The organism is Bradyrhizobium sp. WSM3983 (genome assembly GCF_000473045.1).
Taxonomy (GTDB): Bacteria; Pseudomonadota; Alphaproteobacteria; order Rhizobiales; family Xanthobacteraceae; genus Bradyrhizobium.
In genome coordinates this window covers 212,968-237,457 of the sequence record NZ_AXAY01000006.1, presented here as the reverse complement: position 1 = coordinate 237,457, position 24,490 = coordinate 212,968, and the positions used below count along the sequence as shown (strand labels likewise).

27 protein-coding genes are annotated in these 24,490 nt (G+C 63.6%); 9 read left to right on the top strand and 18 right to left on the bottom strand.

Annotation, left to right across the window (positions count from 1 at the left end; translation table 11 throughout):
* Positions 1-84: 84 nt before the first annotated feature.
* The 6 genes from YUA_RS0112345 to YUA_RS0112320 all read right to left on the bottom strand — a co-directional run bounded on the left by YUA_RS0112345 (position 85) and on the right by YUA_RS0112320 (position 6,436).
* Complete coding sequence (locus tag YUA_RS0112345; RefSeq protein ID WP_027530977.1) at positions 85-1,089, bottom strand: 4-hydroxythreonine-4-phosphate dehydrogenase PdxA; 1,005 nt, start codon at positions 1,087-1,089, stop codon at positions 85-87.
* The gene (locus YUA_RS0112340) at positions 1,086-2,624 is read right to left on the bottom strand and encodes a tripartite tricarboxylate transporter permease (RefSeq protein ID WP_027530976.1); all 1,539 of its coding nucleotides are present in this window, start codon (positions 2,622-2,624) and stop codon (positions 1,086-1,088) included. The genes YUA_RS0112345 and YUA_RS0112340 overlap by 4 nt, the downstream gene beginning before the upstream one ends.
* A gap of 10 nt (positions 2,625-2,634) precedes the next feature.
* The gene (locus tag YUA_RS0112335) at positions 2,635-3,117 is read right to left on the bottom strand and encodes a tripartite tricarboxylate transporter TctB family protein (RefSeq protein WP_027530975.1); all 483 of its coding nucleotides are present in this window, start codon (positions 3,115-3,117) and stop codon (positions 2,635-2,637) included.
* Positions 3,118-3,337: 220 nt separating this feature from the next.
* Positions 3,338-4,327, bottom strand: coding sequence for a Bug family tripartite tricarboxylate transporter substrate binding protein (locus YUA_RS0112330; RefSeq protein ID WP_371259878.1), 990 nt, complete (start codon positions 4,325-4,327; stop codon positions 3,338-3,340).
* A 54-nt stretch (positions 4,328-4,381) separates the two neighbouring features.
* On the bottom strand, positions 4,382-5,632 hold the full coding sequence (locus YUA_RS0112325; protein WP_027530973.1) for a CaiB/BaiF CoA-transferase family protein: 1,251 nt from the start codon (positions 5,630-5,632) through the stop codon (positions 4,382-4,384).
* Between the two features lie 9 nt (positions 5,633-5,641).
* Complete coding sequence (locus YUA_RS0112320) at positions 5,642-6,436, bottom strand: enoyl-CoA hydratase/isomerase family protein (RefSeq protein WP_027530972.1); 795 nt, start codon at positions 6,434-6,436, stop codon at positions 5,642-5,644.
* Positions 6,437-6,551: 115 nt separating this feature from the next.
* On the opposite strand from YUA_RS0112320, the gene YUA_RS0112315 reads away from it, so the two are divergent.
* Together YUA_RS0112315 and YUA_RS0112310 are read left to right on the top strand one after the other, a co-directional pair.
* Positions 6,552-7,217, top strand: a complete 666-nt coding sequence (locus YUA_RS0112315) for a GntR family transcriptional regulator (protein WP_027530971.1) — start codon at positions 6,552-6,554, stop codon at positions 7,215-7,217.
* 88 nt (positions 7,218-7,305) lie between these two features.
* The gene (locus YUA_RS0112310; protein ID WP_027530970.1) at positions 7,306-7,953 is read left to right on the top strand and encodes a glutathione S-transferase family protein; all 648 of its coding nucleotides are present in this window, start codon (positions 7,306-7,308) and stop codon (positions 7,951-7,953) included.
* 67 nt (positions 7,954-8,020) lie between these two features.
* Here YUA_RS0112310 and YUA_RS0112305 read toward each other — a convergent pair whose 3' ends face one another.
* The 5 genes from YUA_RS0112305 to YUA_RS0112285 all read right to left on the bottom strand — a co-directional run bounded on the left by YUA_RS0112305 (position 8,021) and on the right by YUA_RS0112285 (position 10,219).
* Positions 8,021-8,242, bottom strand: coding sequence for a hypothetical protein (locus YUA_RS0112305; protein ID WP_156947101.1), 222 nt, complete (start codon positions 8,240-8,242; stop codon positions 8,021-8,023).
* 91 nt (positions 8,243-8,333) lie between these two features.
* Complete coding sequence (locus YUA_RS0112300; RefSeq protein ID WP_027530968.1) at positions 8,334-9,092, bottom strand: sulfite exporter TauE/SafE family protein; 759 nt, start codon at positions 9,090-9,092, stop codon at positions 8,334-8,336.
* Positions 9,093-9,148: 56 nt separating this feature from the next.
* The gene (locus YUA_RS52295) at positions 9,149-9,274 is read right to left on the bottom strand and encodes a hypothetical protein (protein WP_256375361.1); all 126 of its coding nucleotides are present in this window, start codon (positions 9,272-9,274) and stop codon (positions 9,149-9,151) included.
* Between the two features lie 128 nt (positions 9,275-9,402).
* Positions 9,403-9,876 carry a hypothetical protein gene (locus YUA_RS43845; RefSeq protein ID WP_035970882.1) on the bottom strand — a complete coding sequence of 158 codons (474 nt, stop codon included), beginning with the start codon at positions 9,874-9,876 and terminating at the stop codon, positions 9,403-9,405.
* Positions 9,877-9,892: 16 nt separating this feature from the next.
* The gene (locus YUA_RS0112285) at positions 9,893-10,219 is read right to left on the bottom strand and encodes a hypothetical protein (protein ID WP_027530967.1); all 327 of its coding nucleotides are present in this window, start codon (positions 10,217-10,219) and stop codon (positions 9,893-9,895) included.
* Between the two features lie 102 nt (positions 10,220-10,321).
* Between YUA_RS0112285 and YUA_RS0112280 the strand changes: the two genes are divergently transcribed.
* Positions 10,322-11,254 carry a LysR family transcriptional regulator gene (locus YUA_RS0112280; RefSeq protein WP_027530966.1) on the top strand — a complete coding sequence of 311 codons (933 nt, stop codon included), beginning with the start codon at positions 10,322-10,324 and terminating at the stop codon, positions 11,252-11,254.
* A 176-nt stretch (positions 11,255-11,430) separates the two neighbouring features.
* The gene (locus YUA_RS0112275) at positions 11,431-13,374 is read left to right on the top strand and encodes a serine hydrolase (protein WP_035970880.1); all 1,944 of its coding nucleotides are present in this window, start codon (positions 11,431-11,433) and stop codon (positions 13,372-13,374) included.
* Between the two features lie 51 nt (positions 13,375-13,425).
* Here YUA_RS0112275 and YUA_RS0112270 read toward each other — a convergent pair whose 3' ends face one another.
* Positions 13,426-14,154 carry a haloacid dehalogenase type II gene (locus YUA_RS0112270; protein WP_027530964.1) on the bottom strand — a complete coding sequence of 243 codons (729 nt, stop codon included), beginning with the start codon at positions 14,152-14,154 and terminating at the stop codon, positions 13,426-13,428.
* Between the two features lie 164 nt (positions 14,155-14,318).
* Here YUA_RS0112270 and YUA_RS0112265 point away from each other — a divergent pair, with 164 nt between their 5' ends.
* Positions 14,319-15,512: a hypothetical protein gene (locus tag YUA_RS0112265; protein ID WP_027530963.1), complete on the top strand. Its 1,194-nt coding sequence runs from the start codon at positions 14,319-14,321 to the stop codon at positions 15,510-15,512.
* A gap of 96 nt (positions 15,513-15,608) precedes the next feature.
* On the opposite strand, the gene glpX is transcribed toward YUA_RS0112265, so the two are convergent.
* The 5 genes from glpX to YUA_RS49920 all read right to left on the bottom strand — a co-directional run bounded on the left by glpX (position 15,609) and on the right by YUA_RS49920 (position 20,193).
* Entirely contained in the window at positions 15,609-16,610 is a 1,002-nt protein-coding gene (gene glpX, locus YUA_RS0112260) for a class II fructose-bisphosphatase (protein WP_027530962.1), read from the bottom strand.
* A 137-nt stretch (positions 16,611-16,747) separates the two neighbouring features.
* Complete coding sequence (locus YUA_RS0112255; protein ID WP_027530961.1) at positions 16,748-18,064, bottom strand: homoserine dehydrogenase; 1,317 nt, start codon at positions 18,062-18,064, stop codon at positions 16,748-16,750.
* Between the two features lie 28 nt (positions 18,065-18,092).
* Positions 18,093-19,313 carry an LL-diaminopimelate aminotransferase gene (locus tag YUA_RS0112250; RefSeq protein ID WP_027530960.1) on the bottom strand — a complete coding sequence of 407 codons (1,221 nt, stop codon included), beginning with the start codon at positions 19,311-19,313 and terminating at the stop codon, positions 18,093-18,095.
* A 245-nt stretch (positions 19,314-19,558) separates the two neighbouring features.
* Positions 19,559-19,834: a hypothetical protein gene (locus YUA_RS0112245; protein ID WP_035970878.1), complete on the bottom strand. Its 276-nt coding sequence runs from the start codon at positions 19,832-19,834 to the stop codon at positions 19,559-19,561.
* Between the two features lie 41 nt (positions 19,835-19,875).
* Complete coding sequence (locus YUA_RS49920; protein ID WP_198029408.1) at positions 19,876-20,193, bottom strand: hypothetical protein; 318 nt, start codon at positions 20,191-20,193, stop codon at positions 19,876-19,878.
* Here YUA_RS49920 and YUA_RS0112240 point away from each other — a divergent pair.
* Genes YUA_RS0112240 through YUA_RS0112230 form a run of 3 tightly spaced genes read left to right on the top strand, consistent with a single transcriptional unit; the run spans position 20,087 to position 23,268 of the window.
* A complete protein-coding gene (locus YUA_RS0112240; RefSeq protein ID WP_027530958.1) occupies positions 20,087-21,919 on the top strand; it encodes an alpha/beta hydrolase in 1,833 nt (610 codons plus the stop codon). The genes YUA_RS49920 and YUA_RS0112240 overlap by 107 nt on opposite strands.
* Before the next feature lie 58 nt (positions 21,920-21,977).
* Positions 21,978-22,376, top strand: a complete 399-nt coding sequence (locus tag YUA_RS0112235; protein WP_027530957.1) for an MAPEG family protein — start codon at positions 21,978-21,980, stop codon at positions 22,374-22,376.
* A 25-nt stretch (positions 22,377-22,401) separates the two neighbouring features.
* Positions 22,402-23,268, top strand: coding sequence for an ornithine carbamoyltransferase (locus YUA_RS0112230; protein WP_027530956.1), 867 nt, complete (start codon positions 22,402-22,404; stop codon positions 23,266-23,268).
* Here the strand turns inward: YUA_RS0112230 and YUA_RS51610 are convergent.
* Positions 23,220-23,396 carry a hypothetical protein gene (locus YUA_RS51610; protein ID WP_245285149.1) on the bottom strand — a complete coding sequence of 59 codons (177 nt, stop codon included), beginning with the start codon at positions 23,394-23,396 and terminating at the stop codon, positions 23,220-23,222. The two genes, YUA_RS0112230 and YUA_RS51610, sit on opposite strands and share 49 nt — an antisense overlap.
* Before the next feature lie 185 nt (positions 23,397-23,581).
* On the opposite strand from YUA_RS51610, the gene YUA_RS0112225 reads away from it, so the two are divergent.
* Entirely contained in the window at positions 23,582-24,349 is a 768-nt protein-coding gene (locus tag YUA_RS0112225; RefSeq protein ID WP_027530955.1) for an outer membrane protein, read from the top strand.
* Positions 24,350-24,490 lie beyond the last annotated feature (141 nt).

Genomic DNA, 24,490 nt, shown 5'->3' with positions numbered 1-24,490 from the left:
CGAGGAGACGTTCGTCGGATTGGCAACTCGGCTCCACGGCGGAAGTTTCCAGTTTTTCCTGAAGTGAGTAAGCCCGGTTACCAATCAGGCGATGCGCCGCCCGGCCATCTCCGCCGCGAGCAGCACTGCGGCGCGGCTGGCGCCGGTCGATGCGATGCCCTGCCCTGCGATGTCGTAGGCGGTGCCGTGCGCGGGCGTGCAGATCGGAAACGGGAAGCCACCGAGCAGGGTCACGCCGCGATCGAACCCCATCAGCTTCATCGCGATCTGGCCCTGGTCGTGATACATCGTCAGCACCGCATCGAAGGCGCCGGCCTTGGCGCGCAGGAACACGGTGTCGGCGGGAAACGGCCCCTCCACGGCAATGCCATCGCGCTGGCCGGCCGCGACCACCGGCGCGATCACATCGATCTCCTCGCGACCGAAATTGCCACCGTCGCCGGCATGCGGATTGAGGCCTGCGACCGCGATACGCGGCCGCGCAAAGCCGGCATTGCGCATGCAGGCATCGGTCAGCGTGAGCGCGCGCTGGATGCGTTCGCCGGAGAGCTTTGCCGCGACGTCCTTGAGCGGGATGTGCGAGGTGACCCGCGCATTCCAGAGCTCGCCCAGAACGTTGAATTCGCTGGCCGGCGTCTTGAGACCGGCAATCTCCGCGGAGAACGCGATCTCGTCGTCATAGTCGGCGCGGGCATACCGCATCGCCTGCTTGTTGAACGGCGTGAAGCAGACGGCATCGACGCGACCGTCGCGGGCAAGCTCGAGCGCGTGGCGGTAATTCGCGAGGGCGAATGTCCCGCCGGCCAGGGTCGCGGTTTTCGGCTCGACGTCCCGGGGATCGAGATGGCCGAGATCGACGAACAGCGCATCGCCCTTCGCTGCACGAAAGTCGGCGCCCTGCTCCACCGTCGCCAGCTCCGGCGTGAGGCCAGCGACGCGGGCGCCCTCGGCGAAGATGCGGCGATCGCCGATCACGACGAGACGGGCGCGCGCACGGATCTCGTCCAGCGCCACGAGCTTGGCGGTCAGCTCGGGGCTGATGCCGGCGGGGTCTCCCATCGCCAGCGCAATGAGCGGCTTTGCGGTCATATGATCACCTTTTCCTGGCTTGGCGTCTCGGCGGCCGGCGACGCGGGTTTGCGCCAGAGACGCGCGAGCTGCAGCACCAGCGGAAGCAGCAGCAGCGCGATCCCGCCCACCACGAGGCACGTCACCAATTTGTTCGCGAAGAAGATCCCGAGCGATCCCTTCGACATCAGCATCGACTGCCGGAACGCATCCTCGGCCTTGTCGCCGATGACGATGGCAAGCACCAGCGGCGCCAGCGGATAGAACAGCCTCTTGAAGAGATAGCCGACGATGCCGAAGCCGAGCATCATGACCACGTCGAGATAGGAGTTCGACACCGAATAGGCGCCGACGACGCAGATGATGACGATCAGCGGCGCTATGATCACGAAGGGAATCCGCATCAATGCGGCGAACACCGGCACGGTCAGCAGCACCAGCGCGACCGCGACGATGTTGCCGACATACATCGAGGCGATCAGGCCCCAGACAAAGTCCTTCTGGTCGACGAACAGCATCGGCCCCGGATTGAGGCCCCAGATCATCAGCCCGCCCATCATGACCGCCGCAGTCGCCGAGCCGGGAATGCCGAGCGAAAGCATCGGCAGCAGCGCGCTGGTGCCGGCGGCATGATCGGCGGTCTCCGGCGAAATGATGCCTTCGACCTCACCGGTGCCAAAGTAGCGGCCACCGCGCGAGAAGCGGCGTGCGATGCCGTAGCTCATGAAGGATGCCGCGGTCGGACCGCCCGGCGTGATCCCCATCCAGCAGCCGATCGCCGCGCTGCGCAGCAGCGCAACACTGTGGCGCGGCAGACGGCCGACCGCGCGAAACACCTCGCGCCACTCGATCTTCGAGGACACGGCGCGGGCATGGAATTCCTCCTCGACCGCGACCAGCAGCTCGCCGATGCCAAACAGGCCCATGACCGCGACAACGAAATTCATGCCCTTGACCAGCTCGTCGATGCCCATGGTGAGGCGCACGCTGCCGGAGACGGTGTCGATGCCGATCGCGGCGATCGCAAAGCCGATCGCGAGCGCCACCACCGTCTTGATCGGCGCCGCGCCGCCCATGCCGACGAAGCTCGCAAAGGCGAGGAAATAGACCGCGAAATATTCCGCCGGTCCAAAGGCGAGCGCGACCTGCGCCACCCATGACGCAAGGAAGGTGATCAGGATGACGCCGACCAGCGCGCCGAACGCGGCCGAGCCGAAGGCGGTGGCGAGCGCCGTGGTCGGCCGGCCGTCGCGCGCCATTGGATAGCCGTCGAAGGTCGTCGCGACCGAAGACGGCTCGCCCGGAATGTTGAACAGGATCGACGTCACCGAGCCGCCGAACAGCGCGCCCCAATACATGCTGGAGAGCAGGATGATCGCCGATACCGGCTGCATTCCGAAGGTCAGTGGCAGCAGCAGTGACACGCCGTTCGGCGCACCCAGCCCCGGCAGCACGCCGACGAGAATGCCGAGCAGAACGCCGACAGCCATCAGAGCCAGATGCGGCACGGTGACCGCGATGGTGAAGCCGTGGAAGAGTTCCTGGAGATTCTCCATCGCCCTTCCCTCAGAATCCGAGAGCCGCGGCGAGCGCGCCATGCGGCAGGCTCACCTGGAACATGCGCTCGAATACGACGTAGAGCGCGAGCGCCGTTGCCGTCGCCGTAACCGCCGAACGCAGCACGGATTGATGCCGGGGAATCGCGAGCACCGCGAAGATGTAAGCCACCGATGCGATATACATCCCAAGCAGAGGGATGGCAGCGACGAAGATCGCAGCCGGCACGAACAAGCCCGCCAACCGTCGCAGCTCAATGGACGTGATTGCGATCGGAACGTTTGCCAAGGTCGCAACTGGCACAACGCCGCGCACCAGATTGTAGAGGCTTCCAGCGACGATGATGATGCCGGTCAGGAACGGGAATGTGCCGGCATCGACGCCCGCGCTCGACCAGCCGATGCCGTTGTCCAGGCTCTGGACCACCACCGCAACGCCAAAGCTGCCGGTGAGAATGGCGGTCGCAAGTTCGAGGGCGCGTCGCGAGATCATCGAAGGCTCCGGTCAGCCACGCACAGTGGCCGGTTATGGCGCACGCGTTTCCCCGGCGTTCGGTGTCGTCCCGGCGAAGGCCGGGACCCATAACCCCAGGGAGGAGTTTGACGAAGACTCGAATCCACAACGGTACAACGACCTACACTTCTCGAAAGATCACGCGGTATGGGTCCCGGCCTTCGCCGGGACGACAGAGGAGTTTGAGGCCAGCCCCGCCTCACTTGACCAGCCAGCCCTGCTCGCTCGCGACCTGTTTGACGTGCTCGAGATCCTCCTTGATGAACTTGTCGAAGTCCGCACCGGTGAGGAACGTGTCGATCTGCGAGCTCTTCTCGATGTAGTCCTTCCATTCCGGCGTCGCCTGCACCTTCTTCATGAGATCGACGAAGTAGGCGGCCTGCTCCGGCGTGACCTTGCCGGGCAGCCAGACCGTCCGCGGCTGCTCGTATTGCTTGATGTCGAGGCCCTGCTCGGCACAGGTCGGCACGTCGCCCCAGCCCTCGGTTGCCGTGACCTTGGCGCCCTGCGGCAGCCGCTTCGGACTGAAGACACACAGCGGGCGCTGCGTGCCGCCGCGCCACTGCCCGAGGCTTTCGCTGGGATTGTTGACGTGGGAGTCGAGATGTCCGCCGGCAAGCTGCACAGCGGTTTCGGCGCCGCTCTTGAAGGGAATGTAGGTCAGCTTGACGTGACCGACCTTCTCGATCATGCGGGTCAGGACCTCGTCGGTGTCCTTTGACTGCGCACCGCCCATCTTGAACTCGCCGGACGCAGCCGCCTTCAGATAGTCGCCCGCCGTCTTGTAGGGCGCGTCCTGTTTCACCCAAAGCAGGAACTCGTCCTGCGCCATCGCAGCGATCGGGGTGAGATCGGTATAGTTGAAGGCAACCTTGGAGACGAGCGGCTGCTGCCAGGCGTTCGAAGTGCCGAAAATCACCTTGTAGGGATCGCCGGCTGACGCCTTGCCGTAGACATAGCCCTCGGCGCCGCTGCCGCCGCCCTTGTTGACGACGACGATCGGCTGATCCGTCAGCTTGTACTTGGTGATGATGTTCTGCACCGCGCGGGCGATATTGTCGGTGCCGCCGCCGGGGCCTGCGGTTGCCACGAACTCGATCGGCTTCTGCGGCTGCCAGGCCGCGAGCGCCGGCGCGCTGCCTGCGACAACGGCCGCACTGACGGACAGGAATAAAGACGTCCCACGCATGATTTCCTCCAACTGATTCTTCTGTTTTGTTTGATCAGTCGTCTCGACGTCCGTTCAGGCGACGCGTTCCCTGCGCTCCCTGGATGCCGAGACGATAGCGCCTTCTTGTTCGAGCGCTTCGATTTGCTTTTCGTCGAACCCGTGCTCGGCCAGCACCTCGCGTGTGTGCTCGCCATAGACGGGCGCGCCCGACACGACCTTGCCGGGCGTCTCCGAGAATTTGACCGGCAGCCCGATCGTCTTGACCGGACCGAGCGTGGAATGCTCGACCTCGACGACCATCTCGCGCGCCAGCGTCTGCGGATCGCTGAGCGCCTCCAGCATGTCGTGCACGGGGCCGCAGGGCACGCCCTTCTCGTCGAGTGCCGCGAGCCAATGCGCGCGCGTCTGGGTGCGGAAGCGCGCGCTGAGGACGGCTTCAAGCTCCTTCAAATTCGCCATGCGGTCGGCGCCGTTGACGAAGCGCGGATCGGCGGCGAGCTCGCTCGCGCCGAGCGCTTCCAGCATCAACAGCCAGTGCTTCTTGTTGGCGCCGCCGACCACGAGCCAGCCGTCGGAAGCCTCAAAGGCCTGATACGGCGCGTTGAGCGGATGGGCCGAGCCCATCGCGCGCGGCGCCGTGCCGGCGGCGAGCGCGATGGTCGATTGCCAATAGGTCTGCACCAGCGCCGCCTCGTAGAGCGAGGTCTCGACCCACTGCCCTTCGCCAGTCTTGAGACGATGCGTGTAGGCGGCGAGGATGCCCATGCTCGCGAGCAGGCCGGCAGTGATATCCGACAGCGGCGGCCCGCATTTCACGGGCGGACCGTCCGGGCGTTCGCCCGTAAAGCTCATGATGCCGCTCATGGCCTGCGCGACGAGGTCAAACCCGCGGCGGTGCTTGTAGGGACCGGTGCGGCCGAAGCCCGACAGGGAGCAATAGATCAGCGCCGGAAACTTCCTGTGCAGCTCTTCATAGCCGAAGCCCAGACGTTCCATCGCGCCCGGCGCAAAGTTCTCGACCAGCACGTCGGCGTCGGCGATCAGCCGCCGCAGTACCTTTTTGCCGCCGTCGGTCTTCAGATCCAGCACAATGCCGCGCTTGTTGCGGTTCATCATCAGGAACGAGGCGGCCTCGTCCCCGATCTTTGGCGACACGGAATGGCGGGTGTCATCGCCATTCGGCCATTTCTCGATCTTGATGACGTCTGCGCCCATGTCGGCGAGCATCAACGTGCAGGTCGGCCCCGCCATGACGTGGGTGAGATCGATGACCTTGAGGCCGGCGAGCGGGCCTGCGCGGCGCGAAGTGGATTGCGATTGCATCCGGGCGTCCTATTGACCGCGCCACTGCGGGGCGCGCTTGTTGAGGAAAGCATCGAGCCCTTCGCGAAAATCCTGGCTCGTGTAGCACATCAGAATGAGGTCTTCGCCCTCGTCCCGGGTCAGCCGCCGTTGCAGGCGGGCCACCGCCTGCTTGGTTGCGTTGAGCGTCAGCGGTGCGTGGCTGGCGACGAGGCGCGCGACCTCGTCGGCGCGCTTGTCGAGCGCTGTGAGATCGTCGACGACCTCGCCGAGCAGCCCGACGCCGGCGGCCTCCGCGGCATCGACCAGGCGCGCGGTGAAGATCAAATCCTTGACGCGTGCCGCGCCAATCAGAGCGGTAAGACGACTGACATTGGACATCGACAGGCAGTTGCCGAGCGTCCGTGCGATGGGAAAGCCGATCTTCGCGCTGCGGGTCCCGATGCGCAGGTCGCAGGCGGCTGCGATGCCCGCCCCGCCGCCGGTGCAGAAGCCGTTGATCGCCGCGATCGTCGGCACCCGGCATTGCTCGAGCGAAGTCAGCACCCGATCGATCCGGTTCTCGTAGTCGATGGAGTCCTGCGGTGTCTTGAATTCGCGGAACTGGTTGATGTCGGTGCCCGAGGCAAAGGCCTTGTCGCCAGCCCCGCGCAGCACCAGCACCTTGATGGAGCGATCGTCGTTGGCCTGCTCGCAAATGGCGGCGAGCCGCTCGTACATGGCGAAGGTGAAGGCGTTGCGCGCCTGCGGACGGTTGAAGGTGATCCGCCCGATGCCGTCCCTGCATTCAAAAGCGAGGTCGTCCGCTGCTGCGCCCTGGTCCATTTCCTCGCCCCCAACTGTTTTTGTATTTTTGAATGCAAAATTTGGGAATTTCAAGATATATTTGCCTGACTTTCGTCTATTGAACCAATTTTGCATTCAAAACTAGAGATATCCCATGCTGCATGAAGAGGTCGTCGGCCGTATCCGCGACATTCTGCTCGACGGCGAGATTCCGCCGGGCGCGCGGATCCCAGAGCGCGAGCTGTGCGAGCGGCTCGACATCTCGCGCACGCCGCTGCGCGAAGCGCTCAAGGTGCTGGCTGCCGAGGGCCTGGTGCAGCTCCTGCCCCATCGCGGCTCGCGCGCAGCAAAACTGACCGACAAGGACGTGCGCGACCTGTTCGAGGTCTGCCAGGGCCTCGAAGCGCTGGCCGGCGAGCTCGCCTGCGAGCGCATCACCGACGCCGAGATCGGCGCGCTAGCCGCCGCGCATGCGGAGATGGTGCGGCATTATCGAGAGGGCGATCTGATCCAGTACTATCGCGGCAACCGCGCCATCCACGAGGGGATCGTCAACGCGGCCGGCAATCCCGTGCTCGCGGGGCTCTATGCGTCCGTGACCGCGCGCATCCGCCGCGCCCGCTACGTGACGCCGATGACGCCGCAGCGCTGGGCGTTTGCCGTCAGCGAGCACGAAGCCATCCTGAACGCGCTGCAGCGCCGCGACGGCGCCGGCCTCTCCCACATCCTGCGCGCGCATCTGCGCCACAAGCGCGAAGAGGTGTTGCAGGCGGGGTTTGCGGAGACGGAGGCGAGCGAGCCCACGCTGAAGATCGCGTGAGGGCGTCGCCCGGATCCTCGCCAGAACTCGCGGGGCCCTGTAAGCTTGGAAGGATCGGACCATCCTGATCGTGGCAGGACAGTGTTGCATGGCGACCGAACTGCACGGCTACCAATATAGCGTCTATTCGTGGATCGTCCGCCTGGCGCTCCATGAAAAGGGCGTGGCGTATGATTGGATCGAGGTAAATCCCTTCGCGGAGGATATCCCTGCAAGCTATCTCGCGATGCATCCCTTCAAGCGCGTGCCCGCGCTAACTCACGCTGGGTTCGTCCTCTATGAGACAGGCCCCATCACACGCTACGTGGATGAAGCCTTCGAAGGTCCCAAGCTTCAGCCCGTGGAGCCGAGAGAACGGGCACGCTGCAATCAGATCATGTCGATCGTCGACAGCTACGCCTACTGGCCTCTGGTCAGGCAGGTCTTTTCGCACGGGGTTTTCAGGCCGCGCATGAGCCGACCGGTGGATGAGAGTGAGTTTCAGAGAGGCCTCGAAGCCGCGCCAAGGGTGCTCGCTGCATTGGAGAGCATTGCTGGCGAGGGGCCATGGCTCTGCGGCAATCAACTGTCCCTGGCTGACATCCATCTCGCGCCGATGGTCGGCTACTTTGTGCTGGCCGAGGAAGGCAGAGCGCTTCTTCAGAAGTACCCCAGGCTCGGCGCATGGTGGTCGGAACTCTCCAACAGATCCACATTCGTCGCGACAACGCCGCGATTGCCGCCAGCCCTGCGGTGACCATCATCGCTTCCTTCGACGGCAACCGGCCTGCGCATCGACGAGCGCGCGCACGCATCCTCTCCGGCTAGGCGCGATTGCCGAACAGATCGAGCGTGATCGAGCGCAGCCAGCGGTGAGCGAGATCGCGATGGTAGCGCTCATGCCAATATTGCGCGATCTCGATCCGCGGTAGCGCAACCGGTGTCCTGAACACGATCATTCCGAGCGGCTCGGCGAAAATGGCGGCGAGGTTGGCGGGCAAGGTCGCGACGCCATCGGTTTGCGAGGCCACTGGATCGAAAAGCACGGCATCTTTGAAGCCGGCACGATGGGCGACGGCAGCTACGACACGGCGACGGTCGCGTTCGGCAGGATTTGAGCATCGACGCCAGAGTGTCTCATGCGAGATAGCCGGAAACGCCATCCCATAAGAGCTTCAACGCGGTAACGACCAGCAGTCCGTAGCAGGCCCGGTAGATCTTCTGCTGGTCGAGCCTTCCGTGCAGCCGCCAGCCGAGCCAGACGCCGGAGGGAATGGCGAGCAGGCAGATCGCCATCACGATCCAGACATTGCCGGCCGGCCGCACCAGCAATAGCCACGGCACCGCCTTGGTGGCATTGCCGACGGTGAAGAACAGGCTCGTCGTCCCCGCATAGACCTCCTTGCTGAAGCCGAGCGGCAGGAGATACATCGCCAACGGCGGTCCGCCGGAATGCGCGACCATGGTGGTGACGCCTGAAGCAAGACCGGCCGCCATCGCCTTCGGCGTCGAACGCGGCCTGATGGTCACCTTGGGATCGCTGAAAAACCACAAGCCGACGAAGATCAAGGTGACGACCGCCATCACGATGGCAACGGCGCGGTGATCCAGCACGCGAAACAGGACATAGCCGAGACCGATGCCGACCACGAGCCCGGGCAACAACAACACGAGGTCCGGCTTGGACCAGGTCGAGGGCTTCCAGTAGCGCAGCGCGAACAAATCCATCGCAATGAACAGCGGCGCGAGCAGGCCGCCGGCCGTCACCGGATCCATCACGAACGACAGCAGCGGAATGCCAACGATCGAGAATCCGCCGCCGAATGCGCCCTTCATGAAGCAGATCAGGAACACGCCGGCAAAGGCGATGAGGATAGTCGAGACTGTGAGGTCCACCTGCTTGCCTCCAAATTCGTCACGTGCAATCCGTCGCGATGCTCCGGACAGCGCGTTCAGTCCGCCTGCGACCTGGGCCGGGGATTGTCCTTGCTGCCAAAAAACACGCCGGGCAGCGCTGAGGGCACTCCAAAGGTCAATCCGAGGAACGCCAGAAACAGATCGAAAAAACTGAGGTGCATTGTCGTCGCTCCGCTGCCACCGAGCACGCACGCCCGGTGCAATTTGCCGTTTGGCCGAACAATGATCCGATATGTAGTTCGGATCAATGAGAACATTGAACTCAGTGCAATCCGATTGGGCTTTTTGACTAAACAGCTACTTTGTCAAAACGCCCGGGAACGACATTCCGTCGCTCGAGTGCCTGGACCGAGTTTGCGAACGCGCGCTCCAGAACGCCTTTGCCGATGCTGCCGAGTACAAGGCCCAGAATCCAGCCTTTGAGATTCTTGCCCTCGCGGACGACAACCACGTCGATGTCGGTCATGCCGTCAGTCCGGCGCAGAAACGTATAAATGTGGCCCGAGGCGCCTCCCCACACGTTGGAATCAGTCGTGGTCAGGACAACGCGGTTGGGATTGGACCAGTCGTAACGCAGCCGCTCCCAGATCCCTCGCGAGCCTTCCGTCACGTCGGCATCGGTGAGGCCGAGATGATGAATCCTGAGATCTTCATCGCCGCTGTTGCCAAAGAATCTTGAGCGGCCGGGCCCGAAGTCGGTGAGCCCGGCGATATACTGCTCGGGTGTTAGAGTGGTCGTCGCATGAAGGCGGATCGTGGACATCTCTCGCTCCCGGATTTCAGTTGGAGATCGCGCTGGTCTTGCGGACGAGCAGGGTGTCCCCGCTCCGGCTGATCTCGAGCGCACTCGCCTGGGCCGGTGTCGAAAGAACCACGCGCTGGCCGGGCGCCAGCACCGACACGAAGCGGATCGGGGTGCCCGCCTCGCCCTGCGCAAGCGTGGTGACGACGCGGAATCCATCAGGCTCGACGGTGTAGTAGGCGACGCCGGAGACTTCGCCGAGATCGATGCTCTTCGCCTCGATCGGCCGCAGGCCGTTGGCGTGGGCGACCCCAAACGAGGCGATGGTGAAGACGGCGGCGAGAAGCGTGTTGCGGATCGACATAGGACTCTCCGTTGGCTTGGGCGATGAGCGGGACGCTCGTCAGCTCTCTTGCGGCAGGACATGGTCGGCCTATGTCTATTGATCAAACAGATGGGGTCGATAATGGGTATCGATACTGTCAATCTCGGTCGCGTCGACTTGAACTTGCTTGTGCATCTCAGTGCGCTGCTGACCGAACGAAGCGTCACGCGGGCGGCTGCCCGCGTCGGCATCGGCCAATCGGCGATGAGCCATAACCTCGCGCGCCTGCGGGAGTTGTTCTCCGACGAACTGCTGACGCGGGGGCCTACAGGGATGCGCCTCACGCCACGTGCGGCGATCCTCCTCGATCCGGTGCAGGCCATGCTGGCGCAGGTCGAGGCGCTCGTATCGCGCGAGCAGCCGTTCGATCCCGCGACGGCGGTGCGGACCTTCAGGTTCGGACTGCCGGACAGCATGGAAATCCTGTTCATGCCGGCGCTGCTCGCGCGCATGCGCGAGGTCGCACCCGGCATTCACCTCAGGCTCTACAATTTCGATGCCTCGCGGCTGCTCGATGATCTCGATTCAGATGAGATGGATATTGCCATCGGCTATGACGCCTTCCAGCAGGGCCAAGTCCACCACAAGCGCCGCAAGCTCTTCACCGACAGCTATGTCTGCATGTTCAATGCCGAGAAGACGGGGATCACAGCGCCGATCTCGCTTGAGGATTATGTGCGGCTCCCCCACTTGCTGACCAGCCTGAGGCCCGGACGCAGCGTGCGCGGCATTGTCGACGAAGCCTTGGACAAGCTCGGGCTGATCCGATCGATCGCGCTTACGACGCCTCGATTCCTGACCGTCCCCTGGCTGGTCGCGCGCGCGCCCGTCATCGTCATCATGCAGTCGCGACTGGCGCGCCGCTTCGCCGCCGAACTCGGGCTGAGCCTCAGCCCCCTCCCCATGGAGCTGCGTGAGGTCACGGTGTCGTTGCTATGGCATGCGTCCTACGATCACGATCCGGCGCACAGCTGGCTGCGCGAGCAGGTGGCGCAGCTTGCCGCCGAGCTGTGATCAGAAGATGCCGACATGGACCTCGCGGAGAAGCTGTCTGGCGTTGACATTACCCGTGATCAAACATAACGTTACAACTCGTAGCAGATGCGGTGCTTTCCTCCCCCTGTCATTGCCAGGTCTTGCCGAGGCGCAATATGGGACTGCGGCTTTTAGGATCGTCTGAGAGGCTCCCCATGAAACTCATCCAGGCATCATGCTTGGCGGCGCTCATGCTTTGTCTCGGTGGTGTGGCCCATGCCGACGATTTGCAGACCGTCGGTGATCCCGACGGTCTCGGCTTTTCGGCGCGGCGATTGGCGCGCATGACCTCCTGGTTCGAGGCCCAGACCAAAAAGGGCGACCCTTCCGGTTTTGTCGTTGCGGTCGCCCGGGGTGGCAAGCTCGCCTATCTGCAACCCATTGGCTTCGCGGACCACGACAAAACGATTCCGATGCGGACGGATTCGATCTTTCGCATCGGTTCGATGTCCAAGCAAATCACCAGCGTCGCGACCATGATGCTGGTCGACGAAGGCAAGCTCGACCTCGACGCGCCCGTGGCGCAATATTTGCCGGAGCTAAGCGATATGCAGGTCGTCAAAAAGGATCCGGTCACGGGGGATCCGATCCTCTCGGATCTTGCGCGGAAGATTTTTGAACCGGCGAAGCGGGCGATGACCATTCGGGATCTCCTGCGCAACACGTCCGGCCTCGTTTATGCGATGGCTGACTATGCCGATCCCGGATTTGGCAATACTGCGATACACGTGCTTTACGGTGCCAGGGCGCCGTTCCGACGCGACAAGCCCATCGCTTCCTTCGTCGCAAGCCTCGGCACACTCCCGCTTCTGCACCAGCCGGGCGAAGTCTGGGAGTATGCGATCGGTTACGATGTTCTCGGACGTGTGATTGAAGTCGTGTCGGGCCAGACATTCGACCAGTTTCTGCAAAGCCGCCTGTTCGCGCCGCTTCATATGGTCGACACCGGCTTCTATGTGCCGGAAGACAAACTCGCCCGTCTCGTCGCCGTACCGGGCGCACAGTCCGCACCTCTTTCGGATGGGGACGTCACGAAGCCGCCAACGTTCTTTTCGGGCGGCGGAGGGATCGTTTCGACGGCTCCTGATCTCCTGCGTTTCTGCCAGATGCTGCTCAACGAGGGCGAGCTTGACGGGGCGCGCATTTTGAGACCCGAAACGGTCCGGCTGATGATGACGAACTCGCTGCCATCGGACATGCACGTCGCGGGACACGAAGCCGGTCCCGCTTTTGGGACCGGTTGGGGGCTCGGCTTCGCCATTCGCACCAATCCGGATTTCAGCATGATCCCAGGCGCGGTCGGCAGCTTCAACTGGCAGGGAAGCTGGGGTACGTTTTTCTCAGTCGATCCCGCGCAGAAGCTGATCCTCCTGTTGCTGATGCAGCGGCCGCAGTACAGGGACAACGGTTTCTATTTCAACGCCATCCGGCGCCTGCCCTATGCAGCGTTGAAGGTTCCTGAAGTCGCCGCGCCACCTACGTCGCAGCCATCGAACCCCGCCCCGCTTACCGACTATGTCGGGCGTTACGATTTCGGCGGATCCGCAAGTTCGCTGGACCGACAGATATTGGTCGCCGACGGTAACGGCTGGATCGGCCTCAAGTCCGTTGCCGTGGAGACCGATGGCCTCAGGGTGATCAGACCAGTTGAAGGAGGCCCCGCCGCCAGAGCGGGCGTTCTGGCGGGAGACCTCATCACAGCCATCGACGACGCCTCGATCCGGGGCCTGACCCTGGAAGCGGCACTTCGCCGGATTCCAGGTCCGGTCAACGCCAAGATCAAGCTCAAAATCATCCGCGAGACGCAGAGCGATCCGGTCGTTGTCGCCTTTGCCCGAGAGGCGGTCCCCTCGCACAGTGTCGCGCTTCGAATCCGCATCACGGACGGCAGGCTCGTCGTCGAGGCAGCGGGCGCCTGGTCGATCCTGGATTTCGACAAGGGCGAGCCGACGCCTGTGGCGGCTCTTTCAAGGGATGAATTCTACGTCGAGGGTGGCGATCATACGCGGATCGCGTTCGTTCGTGATGCTGCAGGCAAGGTCAACGGCGCGGTTCTCAACCCGGGACCATGGGAGCAGCGCGGCACGCTCGTTCAATGACATAAGCGGTCGTTTTGTCTCCGAGGGAACGCCATGGCTCGCCCGCTTTGGCTAGCACCCCAACCTGTCGGCGATGCCGCCAAAATCCTTGGCGACGATGTCCCAATTGCCGGTGGCTTCGAAATCAACCTTCTGCAACGGGCCATACTCGGTCGGCCGCGCGACGAAGGCGGTCTTCAAGCCGTACTTCTGCGCGGCGGCGAGATCGCCATTGTGCGCGGCGACCATCATCACCTGCTCCGGCTTGAGGCCAAGCAGCTTTGCGGCGCCGAGATAGGTTTCGGGATCGGGCTTGTAGTGCTCGAACAGCTCGGCCGACATCACGAGGTCCCACGGCAGCCCTGCGAATTTCGCCATGTTGGTGAGCAGCGCGACGTTGCCGTTCGACAGCGGCGAGATCACGAATTTCGTCTTCAGCCGGGTCAGGCCGGCGACGCTGTCCGGCCAGGGGTTGAGGCGGTGCCAGCCCTTGTTGAGATGATCGAGATCGGCTTCGGTGAGGCCCTTGATCGCAAACTTCTCGACCAGCCTTTCCAACGAGCGGCGGTGCAGATTATCCAACATGATGTAGCCGCGCTCGGGGTGCTGGCGCACGTCATCCATCGAAGCCATGTACATGCCGCGCCAGCCGTCGACCAGCGCGGTCCAGTCGGCGCTGATGCCGCGGCCCTTCCCCCACCACATGAAGTCGGTGATCAGGCTGGTGCGCCAGTCGACGACGGTGCCGAACACGTCGAAGACGAGGGCTTTGACGGCGGAGAGATCGGAATTTGTGGTCATGCATTGCTCCGTTGAGTTCTCGCGCCCCGGTTGGCTCCGCTCAGATCGAGGGCTTTAAAGCATGATCCTTTCCGTGCAACAATAGCGCTGGCCCGCCACATCAAGCACGCCTGAGACGGGCGAGATGACCGGCCTCAACCGATCGGGGTGCAAGCGCATCTGCCATGACCATCCCTGTTGCATTTGTATTACTCGAGAATGCCGGCCTCCCGGATGAGGCAGCCTTGATCGAGACCTTACGCGTGCGTCATCCCGGCAAAAGGTGGGATCGCAGCCCAGTTGCACGAAGTAACGACACGGACGGTCCGATGTTCATCCGCGCCGATGATCATCTTATGACCATCCTCTTGATGCCTGCGCCCATGCCCTTCGATCAGCAATTGTGGCGGCATGCCTCCTGGGTATGGCCCGAACCTTTCGACGCCGACGGACGCCATCGCGCGCACCTCGTGATCTCGGCGATGGGCTCCGCCGAAAACAATGCAGAGACGAAAGCGCTTTCGTTCGACGAGAGTACGCGCCTCACGACGGCCTTTGTCGGCGGCGTGCTCGAAGCGCTGCAAGGCTGTCTCGGCGTCGTCTGGTGTGGAAAAGTTGGCCGCTCTCCCGAGGCGTGGTTGGAGCAGTCGCGCCGCTCGTTCGATCCGTTTCCAGATCACCCGTACAGTCTGTGGATGGAAATCGTTCCGTACCGTTCCGGCGAGACCATCGGAGCCTACACGGTAGGATTGTCAGCATTCACGGGACGCGAGATCGAATTTGAGGTGGATGGGCTTGATGAGCACGTTGTCACCGTCCGCGTTGCCCAGCTTTCGTCATATCTTATCGCAAACGGCCTCGACACCGAGATCAAGAGCGGCGCGGTGTTTGAGGCCGACACCGAGGTCGATCATCGTGTTGGCGTGCTCTACCGCAACTCGCGCTTCAACATCGGGCCGGTCATTTCATTCTCATCTGTTCAGGACCGATCCAAGAGGCTCAAGACTTACGAGATCATTCCTACCTCGATCGCCCGGCATCATCCACTGCTGGTCATGTTGGGCAAAGTCGGGCTTTTCGATCCGGCACAGGCCGAAAATCAGATCAGGCTAAGGCCAGATCATTACGTTTCGGAAGTTCGCCTCGAGAGCTTCGATAACGGCCTTTCGAGCGCGCTATCTGGAATGCTCACGACCGACGCCTATGCCAAGGCGGACACGATCGCGCGCCGTGCACTCGCGAGCGGAGACACCGCATCCGCGAGGTCTCTTCTCCTGCCTTGGTCACAGGAAGTTGGCCGCCTTCAAGAGGCGGTCAAGCTTGCTCTGACTCTATGTGATGTGTTCATGTTTTCGCCGGCGCCGCTCCGCAGCCCGTAACCGGACACTCGATGGATTAGATGCCCATTCATAGTCCACCCGCGGCGGGCGCCGGGCGGCACCAGCCAAATGATCTCTCGTGGGATAGTCGCGGCGTCAATCCAAATGGAACTTCGCGAGCTCGCGGTGCTCGGCCTTGATGTAGCGCACGGTGCCGGTGACGGAGCGCATCACCACTGTCTCGGTCTCGATCACGCCGTCCTTGCGGAACTTGACGCCCGAGAGCAGCGAGCCCGTGGTGACGCCGGTGGCCGCGAACAGGCAGTCGCCGCGCGCCATGTCCTCGATGCCGTAGATCATCTTGGGATCGTTGACGCCCATCTTGGCGGCGCGCTCGCGCTTCTCGTCGGAATCGAGGATCAGGCGGCACTGCATCTGGCCGCCGATGCAACGCAGCGCCACTGCCGCGAGCACGCCTTCCGGCGCACCGCCGGTGCCGAGATACATGTCGACGCCGGTGTTATCGGGATCGGCGCAGTGGATCACGCCGGCGACGTCGCCGTCGGTGATCAGGCGCACGGCAGCTCCCGTCGAGCGCACGCTCTCGATGATGCTGGCATGGCGCGGACGGTCGAGCACCAGCACCGTGATGCCATCAGGCTTGACACCCTTGGCCTTGGCAAGGCGGTGGACGTTGTCGGCCGGTGTCGCATCGAGTTCGACGACGCCCTTGTCGTAGCCCGGACCGATCGCGAGCTTCTGCATGTAGACGTCGGGGGCGTGCAGCAGCGTGCCGCCGTCGGCCATCGCCATGGTGGCGATCGAGCCCGGCATGTTCTTGGCGCACAGCGTGGTGCCTTCGAGCGGGTCGACCGCGATATCGACTTCCGGGCCGGCGTTCATGCCAACCTTCTCGCCGATGAAGAGCATCGGCGCCTCGTCGCGCTCGCCCTCGCCGATCACGATGGTACCCTGGATCGGCAGCTTGTTGAGCTCGCGACGCATGGCATCGACGGCAGCCTGGTCGGCGGCCTTCTCCTGCCCGTGCCCGCGCAGCCGCGCCGACGACACCGCCGCCCGCTCCGTCACGCGCACGATCTCCAGCGTGAGAATGCGTTCGAGCAGCGCATGCGGCGGCACTGAAATATGGGTCGACATCGGCTCACTCCTTCGAAACGTTTGGGACGGACATCTCCGTCCGCATCAACTCGTAACACCCACAGTTCGTTCGAACCGTGTCATTATTTGAGCATGACCTTATCGGAAAACCGCTTCACACTTTTCCGGGTCATGCTTTAGTTCTTCTCGATCCTGATGACTTGCGGCCGCCCGCTGATCACTTTGTCCTTCTGCACGGCGGCGAGCGCGCGGCGCACCGCGTCCTCATGCGTGGCATAGGTGATCAGGATGACGGGCACTGGGACCGCCTTGCCATCGGGGGACGCAGCGCCGCCATTGGGATGGCGCTGCACGATCGACTCGATCGAAATTTTCTGCTCGGCGAGCCGGGTTGCGATCGCAGCCGCGGTGCCCGGGAAATCGCGCGCCAGAAGGCGGATGTAGTAGCCGCCCTCGTGCCGCTCCATCGGCGCCTTCTTGGTGTCGTGCAGCTGCGCGATCGGCCGGCCGAATGGATTGGCGCGGATGCCGCGCGCAACATCGGCGATATCGGCGACGACGGCGGATGCGGTCGCAGCACCGCCGGCGCCGGGACCGACCAGCGTGATCGGCGGAATGCCCTCGCCATCGATGGTGACCGCATTGGTGACACCCATCACCTGCGCGATCGAGGAGGTTTTTGGAACCATGGTCGGATGCACACGCTGCTCGATGCCCGTGGCGGTGCGAACGGCAACGCCGAGCAGCTTGAGCCGGTAACCGAGATCGTCAGCGGCGCGCAGATCTTCCGGCGCGATGGAGGAGATACCTTCGACATACACCGCGCTTTGAGCAACTTTCGTGCCGAATGCCAGGCTGGCAAGAATGGCGAGTTTCTGCGCGGTGTCGTGGCCGTCGACATCGAAGGACGGATCGGCCTCGGCATAGCCGAGCCGCTGCGCGTCCTTGAGGCACTCGGCGAAAGACAGGCCCTCCTGCTCCATCCGGGTCAGGATGTAATTGCAGGTGCCGTTGAGGATGCCGTAGACGCGATCGATGCCGGTTCCCGCAAGACCTTCGCGTAACGTCTTGATGACAGGGATCGCGGCGCCGACGGCTGCCTCGAAATTCAGCGCACCGCCATGCTTTTCGGCGGCCTTGGCAAGCTTCAGACCGTGCTTGGCGAGCAGCGCCTTGTTGGCGGTGACGACGGACTTGCCGGCGCTCAACGCAGCTTCGACCGCCGACAGCGCGGGATCGCCGGCGCCGCCCATCAGCTCGACAAAACAGTCGATGCCGGGATGCGTGGCGAGCGCCATCGGATCCTTGGCCCATTCGACGCCGCGCAGATCGATGCTGCGCTTCTTGGCCTTCGAGCGCGCGGTGACGGCGACAACGCGAATGCCGCGGCCGCTGCGGCCCGCGAGCACGCGCGCCTGCGTTTCGATCAAACGGACAACTTCGGCGCCCACGGTGCCGAGCCCCGCTATGCCCACTTTCAGGGGTGCAACCATGATGCTTTAGTGAACCTGCAGAAGAGAATTAGCGCCGATTGGCGAGCGGAACGACGTTGTGCAACGTTTCGATGCCGCTTTCAAGGAAGCGGCGCACGCCGCGCGCGGCCTGCCTGATCCGTTGCTCGTTTTCCACCATGGCGATGCGGACATATCCTTCACCATGCTCGCCGAAGCCGACGCCAGGCGAGACCGCGACGCCGGATTTCTCCACCATCAGGGTCGCGAACTGCATGCTGCCGACGGTGCGGAACGCTTCCGGCAGCGGCACCCAGGCGAACATCGAGGCTTCGGGCGGCGGAATGTCCCAGCCGGCGCGGCCGAACGATTCCACCAGCGCGTCGCGGCGCTTGCGATAGGTGTCGCGCATCTCCTTGATGCAATCGTCAGGACCGTTCAGCGCCGCGGTCGCAGCGACCTGCACCGGCGTGAACGCGCCGTAGTCGAGATAGGATTTGACGCGGGCGAGCGCTGCGATCACGCGCTCGTTGCCGACCGCAAAGCCCATGCGCCAGCCGGCCATCGAATAGGTCTTCGACATCGAGGTGAACTCGACGGTGACGTCGATGGCGCCGGGCACCTGGAGCACCGACGGCGGCGGGTTGTTCTCGTCGAAATAGACCTCGGCATAAGCGAGATCGGACAGGATCAGGATCTCGTGCTTCTTCGCGAAAGCGACGAGGTCCTTGTAGAAATCGAGGCTCGCGACATAGGCAGTGGGGTTCGAGGGATAGCAGACCACGAGCGCGAGCGGCTTCGGGATCGAATGCACGATCGCCCGTTCCACAGCTTCGAAGAATTGCGGCGTCGGCTCCGAGGGCACCGAGCGGATCACGCCGCCCGCCATCAAAAAGCCGAAGGCGTGAATCGGGTAGCTCGGGTTCGGGCAAAGGATGACGTCACCCGGCGCGGTGATCGCCTGCGCCACGTTGGCAAAGCCCTCCTTCGAGCCCAGCGTCGCCACCACCTGGGTGTCCGGGTTGAGCTTCACGCCGAAGCGGCGCTCGTAATAGGCGGCTTGAGCCCGGCGCAGGCCGGGGATGCCACGGGAGGCCGAGTAGCGGTCGGTGCGCGGCTTGCCCAGGGTCTCCTTGAGCTTCTCCAGCACGTGCGGCGGCGCCGGCAGATCCGGGTTGCCCATGCCGAGATCGATGATGTCGGCGCCGGCATTCCGCGCGGCCGCCTTGGCCCGGTTGACCTGCTCGAACACGTAAGGCGGAAGGCGGCGGATGCGGTAAAAATCGTCCATGGCTCTCTGGGCTCCGGGCAACCGGTCAAGGCAGAATCGATGGGCGATGACCACCCTTCGAGGAGATCTCGCCCCGCGCACAAAAATCACTCAAAATCAAAAACTTGGAGCGATCTTCGGCGACAAGGACTGAACTCCTTCGCCCTGACTCTCGGCTGAATTGAAGTCTTTTTAGCACGGAGTGGCGGGGGCGCCAGCGATTACCTTGCGCCCCGAGGCGACCGTCCCGTGCCTAAGTGGCGTCCCTACTTGGCGTCCTTGGCGGCGACGGCCTGGCGGTCGCGGGCGGCGGCAAGCTCGGCCTCGATCTTGGCGCGCTGGTCGGGCGGGATGATCGCCTGATCACGATCCGGCGGCAAATCGTGCACCGGCAGATAGGCACCGGGCTCCCTGGGATGAGCCGGCGTGTCGGCGGCGGACATGTCCACGAGCTGGCTCGAACAGCCGCCGAGGGCAAGCGCCGCCGTCAGCAGCGCGCAGCATGCAAGCCGCGACTTTTGCAGGTCCCGCAACACAAACACCTGGGAATTCCCCTACTCGTCCCATGCGAGGCTGTGGGAGCTTAACCCAACAACCTGCCCAAGCTCAAACCATTGCTGCCCACAAATGGTACGAGCGAGAAATCATCCAAGGCCCACACCCAAAGAGGTGCACCGCGATTGTGACAAAAGCAAGAAGCCTTGTCGCAGTGCAGCACATCTTCGCGCCGGTTTAGCGCGAAACCAGCGAGCTTCGCGGTGACGAATACGGAATGAATCGTTACTGTCGCCTTCATGAGTAGCGCCACGACCGACACGCCCAGCTCCGGAACAAATTCCGGAACAAAGTCTGAGACGAAGTTCGATGCGGAAGCCTTCGCGATGAATGTCGCGCGGGCCATGGAGAGCGGCGGCAAGGCGCTCGCCGCGTATCTAAAGCCGCGCGAAACCGGCGAGGTGCAGGACCGTCCGCCGGCCGAGCTCGCTGAGGTCGTCAAGACCTTCACGTCGGTCGCCGAATACTGGCTGTCCGACCAGTCGCGTGCGTCCGACCTCCAGACCAAGCTCGCCAAGGACTATCTCGATCTCTGGGGCTCGGCGGCCCGGCGGATGGCCGGCCAGGAGGCTCAGCCTGCGATCGCGCCCTCGCCGCGCGATAAGCGCTTTGCCGATCCGGAATGGAAGTCGAACCAGTTCTTCGATTTCATGATGCAGCTTTATCTGCTCACGACCAAATGGGCGCAGGAGCTGGTGCACGATGCCGAGGGGCTCGATTCGCAGACCCGGCGCAAGGCCGAATTCTACATGCAGCAGGTCACCAACGCGATCTCGCCGTCGAACTTCGTGCTGACCAATCCGGAGGTGCTGCGCGAGACGGTTACAAGCAGCGGCGAGAACCTCGCGCGCGGCCTGACGATGCTGGCCGAGGACATCGCCGCCGGCAAGGGCATGCTGAAGATCCGCCAGTCCAACCCGGACAACCTCGTCGTCGGCGTCAACATGGCGACGACACCGGGCAAGGTGATCTACCAGAACGAGATGATGCAACTGATCCAGTATTCGCCGACCACGGAGAACGTGCTGCGCACGCCGCTCCTGATCGTGCCGCCCTGGATCAACAAGTTCTACATTCTCGATCTCAAGCCGGAGAAATCCTACATCAAGTGGTGCGTCGACCAGGGCATCACCGTGTTCGTGATCTCATGGGTCAATCCCGACAAGCGCCTGGGCGCCAAGAGCTGGGAAGACTACATGAAGGAAGGCGTGCTCACGGCGATGGACGTGATCGAGAAGGTCACGGGCGAGATGAAGGTGCACACCGCCGGCTATTGCGTCGGCGGCACGATGCTCGCGACCACGCTGGCCTGGCTTGCCGAGAAGCGGCGCCAGCGCGTGACCTCGGCGACGTTCTTTGCCGCGCAGGTCGATTTCACCCACGCCGGCGATCTGCTGGTGTTCGTCGACGAGGAGCAGATCGCGGCGCTCGAGCAGGACATGAAGGCGTCCGGCGTGCTCGAAGGCTCCAAGATGGCGATGGCCTTCAACATGCTGCGCTCGAACGACCTGATCTGGTCCTACGTGGTCAGCAACTACCTCAAGGGCCAGCAGCCGAGTGCGTTCGACCTGTTGCACTGGAATTCCGATGCGACGCGGATGACCCAGGCGAACCATTCCTACTATTTGCGCAACTGCTATCTGGAGAACCGGTTGTCGACCGGCACGATGGTGCTCGACAACACGCTGCTCGATCTCTCCAAGGTCATGGTGCCCGTCTACAATCTCGCCACGCGCGAGGACCACATCGCGCCGGCGGAATCGGTGCTGTACGGCTCGCAATTCTTCGGCGGGCCCGTGAGATACGTGCTGTCCGGCTCCGGCCACATCGCCGGCGTCGTCAATCCGCCGGCCTCGAACAAGTATCAGTACTGGACCAACGACAACATCAAGGACGTCAACGTCGCCCAGTGGATGAAGGGCGCGGTGGAGCACAAGGGCTCGTGGTGGCCGGACTGGCGCGAATGGCTGCGCGGGCTCGATCCGGAGGAAGTGCCCGCGCGCAGCGTCGGCACAGAGGCGCTGCCGCCGATCGAGGATGCCCCGGGCAGCTATGTCAGGGTTCGCGCATAGCGCAATGGCGCGCGCTTTCGTATAAGCTCACGACATCGACTTGAGAGGGGACCGGGTTATGACGCGCGAATTGTTCTGGCTGACATGTACGGTGATCCTGACCGGAATCCTCTGGATTCCCTACACCATCAACCGCTGCCAGGTGCGCGGGCTCAGTGGCGCCATGGCCAACCCCTCGCGCGGCGACAAACCTCAGGCCGAGTGGGCGAACCGCCTGATGTTCGCGCACGACAATGCGGTCGAGAACCTCGTGCTATTCGCCCCGCTGGTGCTGATCCTGAACGCGATGGACTATTCCTCGAAATGGACGGTGCTGGCTTGCGCGATCTATTTCTGGTCGCGCGTCGCGCATCTGATCGTCTATGCGCTGGGCATCCCGGTGTTCCGCACCCTGGCCTTCACCGTCGGCTTCCTCGCTCAGGCCGTGCTGGCGCTGGCGATCTTCAAGATCTTCTGACCGCGCGTCCCCAGGATGCGCAGCGATGCCTAGCGAATCCAGCCGGGATTTCGTTCAGCTCCACGATCTCAGCGCGGACGCGATCCTGTCGATCGTCGACCGCGCGCAAATCCTCGAGGCGGCGTGGCACGACCGCGCCGTGCCGCAAAACCTCGCCGGCAAGCGCGTGGCGCTGATCGTCGACGATGGCGGATGGCGGAACACGACCGCCTTCGACCTCGGCATCCAGGCGATGGGTGGCATCTGCGTCCATGCGCCCGTCAGGTTGAATGCCGCCGAGGCAACGGCCGATCTGGCGCAATATCTCGACAATTGGTTCGACATCCTGGTCGTGCGCACGCGGGAACTGTCAGCTCTGCAAGAGCTCGCAGCCAACGCCAACGCGCCGGTCGTCAATGCCAGAACGCGGTCGAACCATCCCTGCGAAACGCTCGGCGATCTCGCCTATGTCAGGAGCAGGAGAGCCACGCTCGACGGCCTGAAAGTGGTCGGCGTGGCACCCGATGCCAACATCCTGCGTTCCTGGGTTGAAGCCTCCATCGCCCTGCCGATCACGGTGACCCAGGTGTACCCGGCGGATTGGCATGTCCGGGACATCGCAAGCCCACGGTTCGAGGCCAGCACAGATCTCGACGCATTGTACGATGCGGACGTGATCATCACAGACTGCTGGCCTGAAGGCGCACGCGCGGATCAACTGCGCGACTATCAGCTGTCGGCATCGCTGCTCGATAGTTGCCATCCCGACGTCATTTTCCTGCCCTGCCCGCCCGTGACCAGAGGCCAGGAGGTCAGCGCTGACGCGATCTCGCATAGCGCCTGCCAGAGCCCGGCGGCGAAGGCCTACCTGCTCCACGCGCAGAACGCGCTGCTGGAATGGATCGCCGCCTGATTGGCGCCGCCGACTGTCACGGGCGCCAGCAAAGCGAGAAAGCCCCGCAGCCGCGTCGACGGCGCCTTCGCCCAGTCCGCGTAGGACTGGGCGTTCTGCCGATAGAACTGCAGGGTGGACTCATCCATGGCGTCGCTCGCGTCGGCGAGCCGCCGACAAGCGGCCTACTGTGAAGGCCGCCCGGCGGCAATCGCAGGTGTTGCCGAGCGATGACACCGCGGCAGAATCGAACAGCCTTCCGATTTACACATACAGGTTGTGATCCATCCCCAGGTATATTGACGCATCGCCATTGATTGATTCGGAACAGAACATGAATTGGAAGCTTGCATCCATGCTCGGCGCCGTCGCGCTGGCAGCCGTCGCGACCCAGGCCAACGCTGCCGATCTCGCCGCCCGCCCATACACCAAGGCGCCGCCGATAATCGCCGCCGTCTATGATTGGAGCGGCTTCTACATCGGCGCCAACGGCGGCTATGGCACTTCACGCAACTGCTGGGACCAGACGGTCGGCTTCGCGCCCGGCGTCGCGGAAGGCTGCCACGATGCGACGGGTGCCGTCGCCGGTGGCCAGATCGGCTATCGCTGGCAGAGCAGCGCTTTCGTGTTCGGCCTCGAGGCGCAGGGCGACTGGGCGGACCTCTCGGGCCGGAATACCAGCACCGTGTTCGGCGTCGCGAACCGCACCCACATCGACGCCTTCGGTCTGTTCACCGGCCAGGCCGGCTACGCCTGGAACAATGCGCTGCTCTATGTGAAGGGCGGCGCCGCGGTCACCAGCAATCATTACCGCGGCATCGGTACGGGTGGTCTGGCCGGAGCCGAGTTCGATGGTGCGAACGAGACCCGCTGGGGCGGCACGATCGACGTCGGCTTCGAATACGGCTTTGCCCAGAACTGGTCGGTCGGCCTCGAATACGACCACCTGTTCATGGGGCACCACGACGTCACGCTCACGGCCAATGGCGCGCTGGCGCCTGTCGGCACGTTCTCGCGCACCGACCGCATCGGTCAGGATGTCGACCTGATCACGGCCCGCATCAACTACAAGTTTGGCGGCCCGGTCATCGCGAAGTACTGAGGCTTGGTGTCCCGGACGCGGTGCAGCGCGCAAGCGCTGCTCCGCAGAGCCGGGACCCAGAAGACTACAGAGGCAAAGCAAGAATCGGCCCCGGCTCTGCAGCGCACCGCCGAGAGGCGCTGCGCTGCGTCCGGGGCACGA

What these genes read in the sequence shown, in the direction of transcription:
- YUA_RS0112270 (WP_027530964.1), bottom strand. Translation starts at nt 14,154, where the DNA reads ATGACCACAAATTCCGATCTCTCCGCCGTCAAAGCCCTCGTCTTCGAC.
- YUA_RS0112230 (WP_027530956.1), top strand. Translation starts at nt 22,402, where the DNA reads ATGCCTAGCGAATCCAGCCGGGATTTCGTTCAGCTCCACGATCTCAGC.
- YUA_RS0112340 (WP_027530976.1), bottom strand. Translation starts at nt 2,624, where the DNA reads ATGGAGAATCTCCAGGAACTCTTCCACGGCTTCACCATCGCGGTCACC.
- YUA_RS0112320 (WP_027530972.1), bottom strand. Translation starts at nt 6,436, where the DNA reads ATGGACCAGGGCGCAGCAGCGGACGACCTCGCTTTTGAATGCAGGGAC.
- YUA_RS0112225 (WP_027530955.1), top strand. Translation starts at nt 23,582, where the DNA reads ATGAATTGGAAGCTTGCATCCATGCTCGGCGCCGTCGCGCTGGCAGCC.
- YUA_RS0112285 (WP_027530967.1), bottom strand. Translation starts at nt 10,219, where the DNA reads ATGTCGATCCGCAACACGCTTCTCGCCGCCGTCTTCACCATCGCCTCG.
- YUA_RS52295 (WP_256375361.1), bottom strand. Translation starts at nt 9,274, where the DNA reads ATGCACCTCAGTTTTTTCGATCTGTTTCTGGCGTTCCTCGGATTGACC.
- YUA_RS0112325 (WP_027530973.1), bottom strand. Translation starts at nt 5,632, where the DNA reads ATGCAATCGCAATCCACTTCGCGCCGCGCAGGCCCGCTCGCCGGCCTC.
- YUA_RS0112255 (WP_027530961.1), bottom strand. Translation starts at nt 18,064, where the DNA reads ATGGTTGCACCCCTGAAAGTGGGCATAGCGGGGCTCGGCACCGTGGGC.
- glpX (WP_027530962.1), bottom strand. Translation starts at nt 16,610, where the DNA reads ATGTCGACCCATATTTCAGTGCCGCCGCATGCGCTGCTCGAACGCATT.
- YUA_RS0112235 (WP_027530957.1), top strand. Translation starts at nt 21,978, where the DNA reads ATGACGCGCGAATTGTTCTGGCTGACATGTACGGTGATCCTGACCGGA.
- YUA_RS0112345 (WP_027530977.1), bottom strand. Translation starts at nt 1,089, where the DNA reads ATGACCGCAAAGCCGCTCATTGCGCTGGCGATGGGAGACCCCGCCGGC.
- YUA_RS51610 (WP_245285149.1), bottom strand. Translation starts at nt 23,396, where the DNA reads ATGGATGAGTCCACCCTGCAGTTCTATCGGCAGAACGCCCAGTCCTAC.
- YUA_RS0112330 (WP_371259878.1), bottom strand. Translation starts at nt 4,327, where the DNA reads ATGCGTGGGACGTCTTTATTCCTGTCCGTCAGTGCGGCCGTTGTCGCA.
- YUA_RS0112250 (WP_027530960.1), bottom strand. Translation starts at nt 19,313, where the DNA reads ATGGACGATTTTTACCGCATCCGCCGCCTTCCGCCTTACGTGTTCGAG.
- YUA_RS0112335 (WP_027530975.1), bottom strand. Translation starts at nt 3,117, where the DNA reads ATGATCTCGCGACGCGCCCTCGAACTTGCGACCGCCATTCTCACCGGC.
- YUA_RS0112280 (WP_027530966.1), top strand. Translation starts at nt 10,322, where the DNA reads ATGGGTATCGATACTGTCAATCTCGGTCGCGTCGACTTGAACTTGCTT.
- YUA_RS0112275 (WP_035970880.1), top strand. Translation starts at nt 11,431, where the DNA reads ATGAAACTCATCCAGGCATCATGCTTGGCGGCGCTCATGCTTTGTCTC.
- YUA_RS0112310 (WP_027530970.1), top strand. Translation starts at nt 7,306, where the DNA reads ATGGCGACCGAACTGCACGGCTACCAATATAGCGTCTATTCGTGGATC.
- YUA_RS0112240 (WP_027530958.1), top strand. Translation starts at nt 20,087, where the DNA reads ATGAGTAGCGCCACGACCGACACGCCCAGCTCCGGAACAAATTCCGGA.
- YUA_RS43845 (WP_035970882.1), bottom strand. Translation starts at nt 9,876, where the DNA reads ATGTCCACGATCCGCCTTCATGCGACGACCACTCTAACACCCGAGCAG.
- YUA_RS49920 (WP_198029408.1), bottom strand. Translation starts at nt 20,193, where the DNA reads ATGGCCCGCGCGACATTCATCGCGAAGGCTTCCGCATCGAACTTCGTC.
- YUA_RS0112265 (WP_027530963.1), top strand. Translation starts at nt 14,319, where the DNA reads ATGACCATCCCTGTTGCATTTGTATTACTCGAGAATGCCGGCCTCCCG.
- YUA_RS0112315 (WP_027530971.1), top strand. Translation starts at nt 6,552, where the DNA reads ATGCTGCATGAAGAGGTCGTCGGCCGTATCCGCGACATTCTGCTCGAC.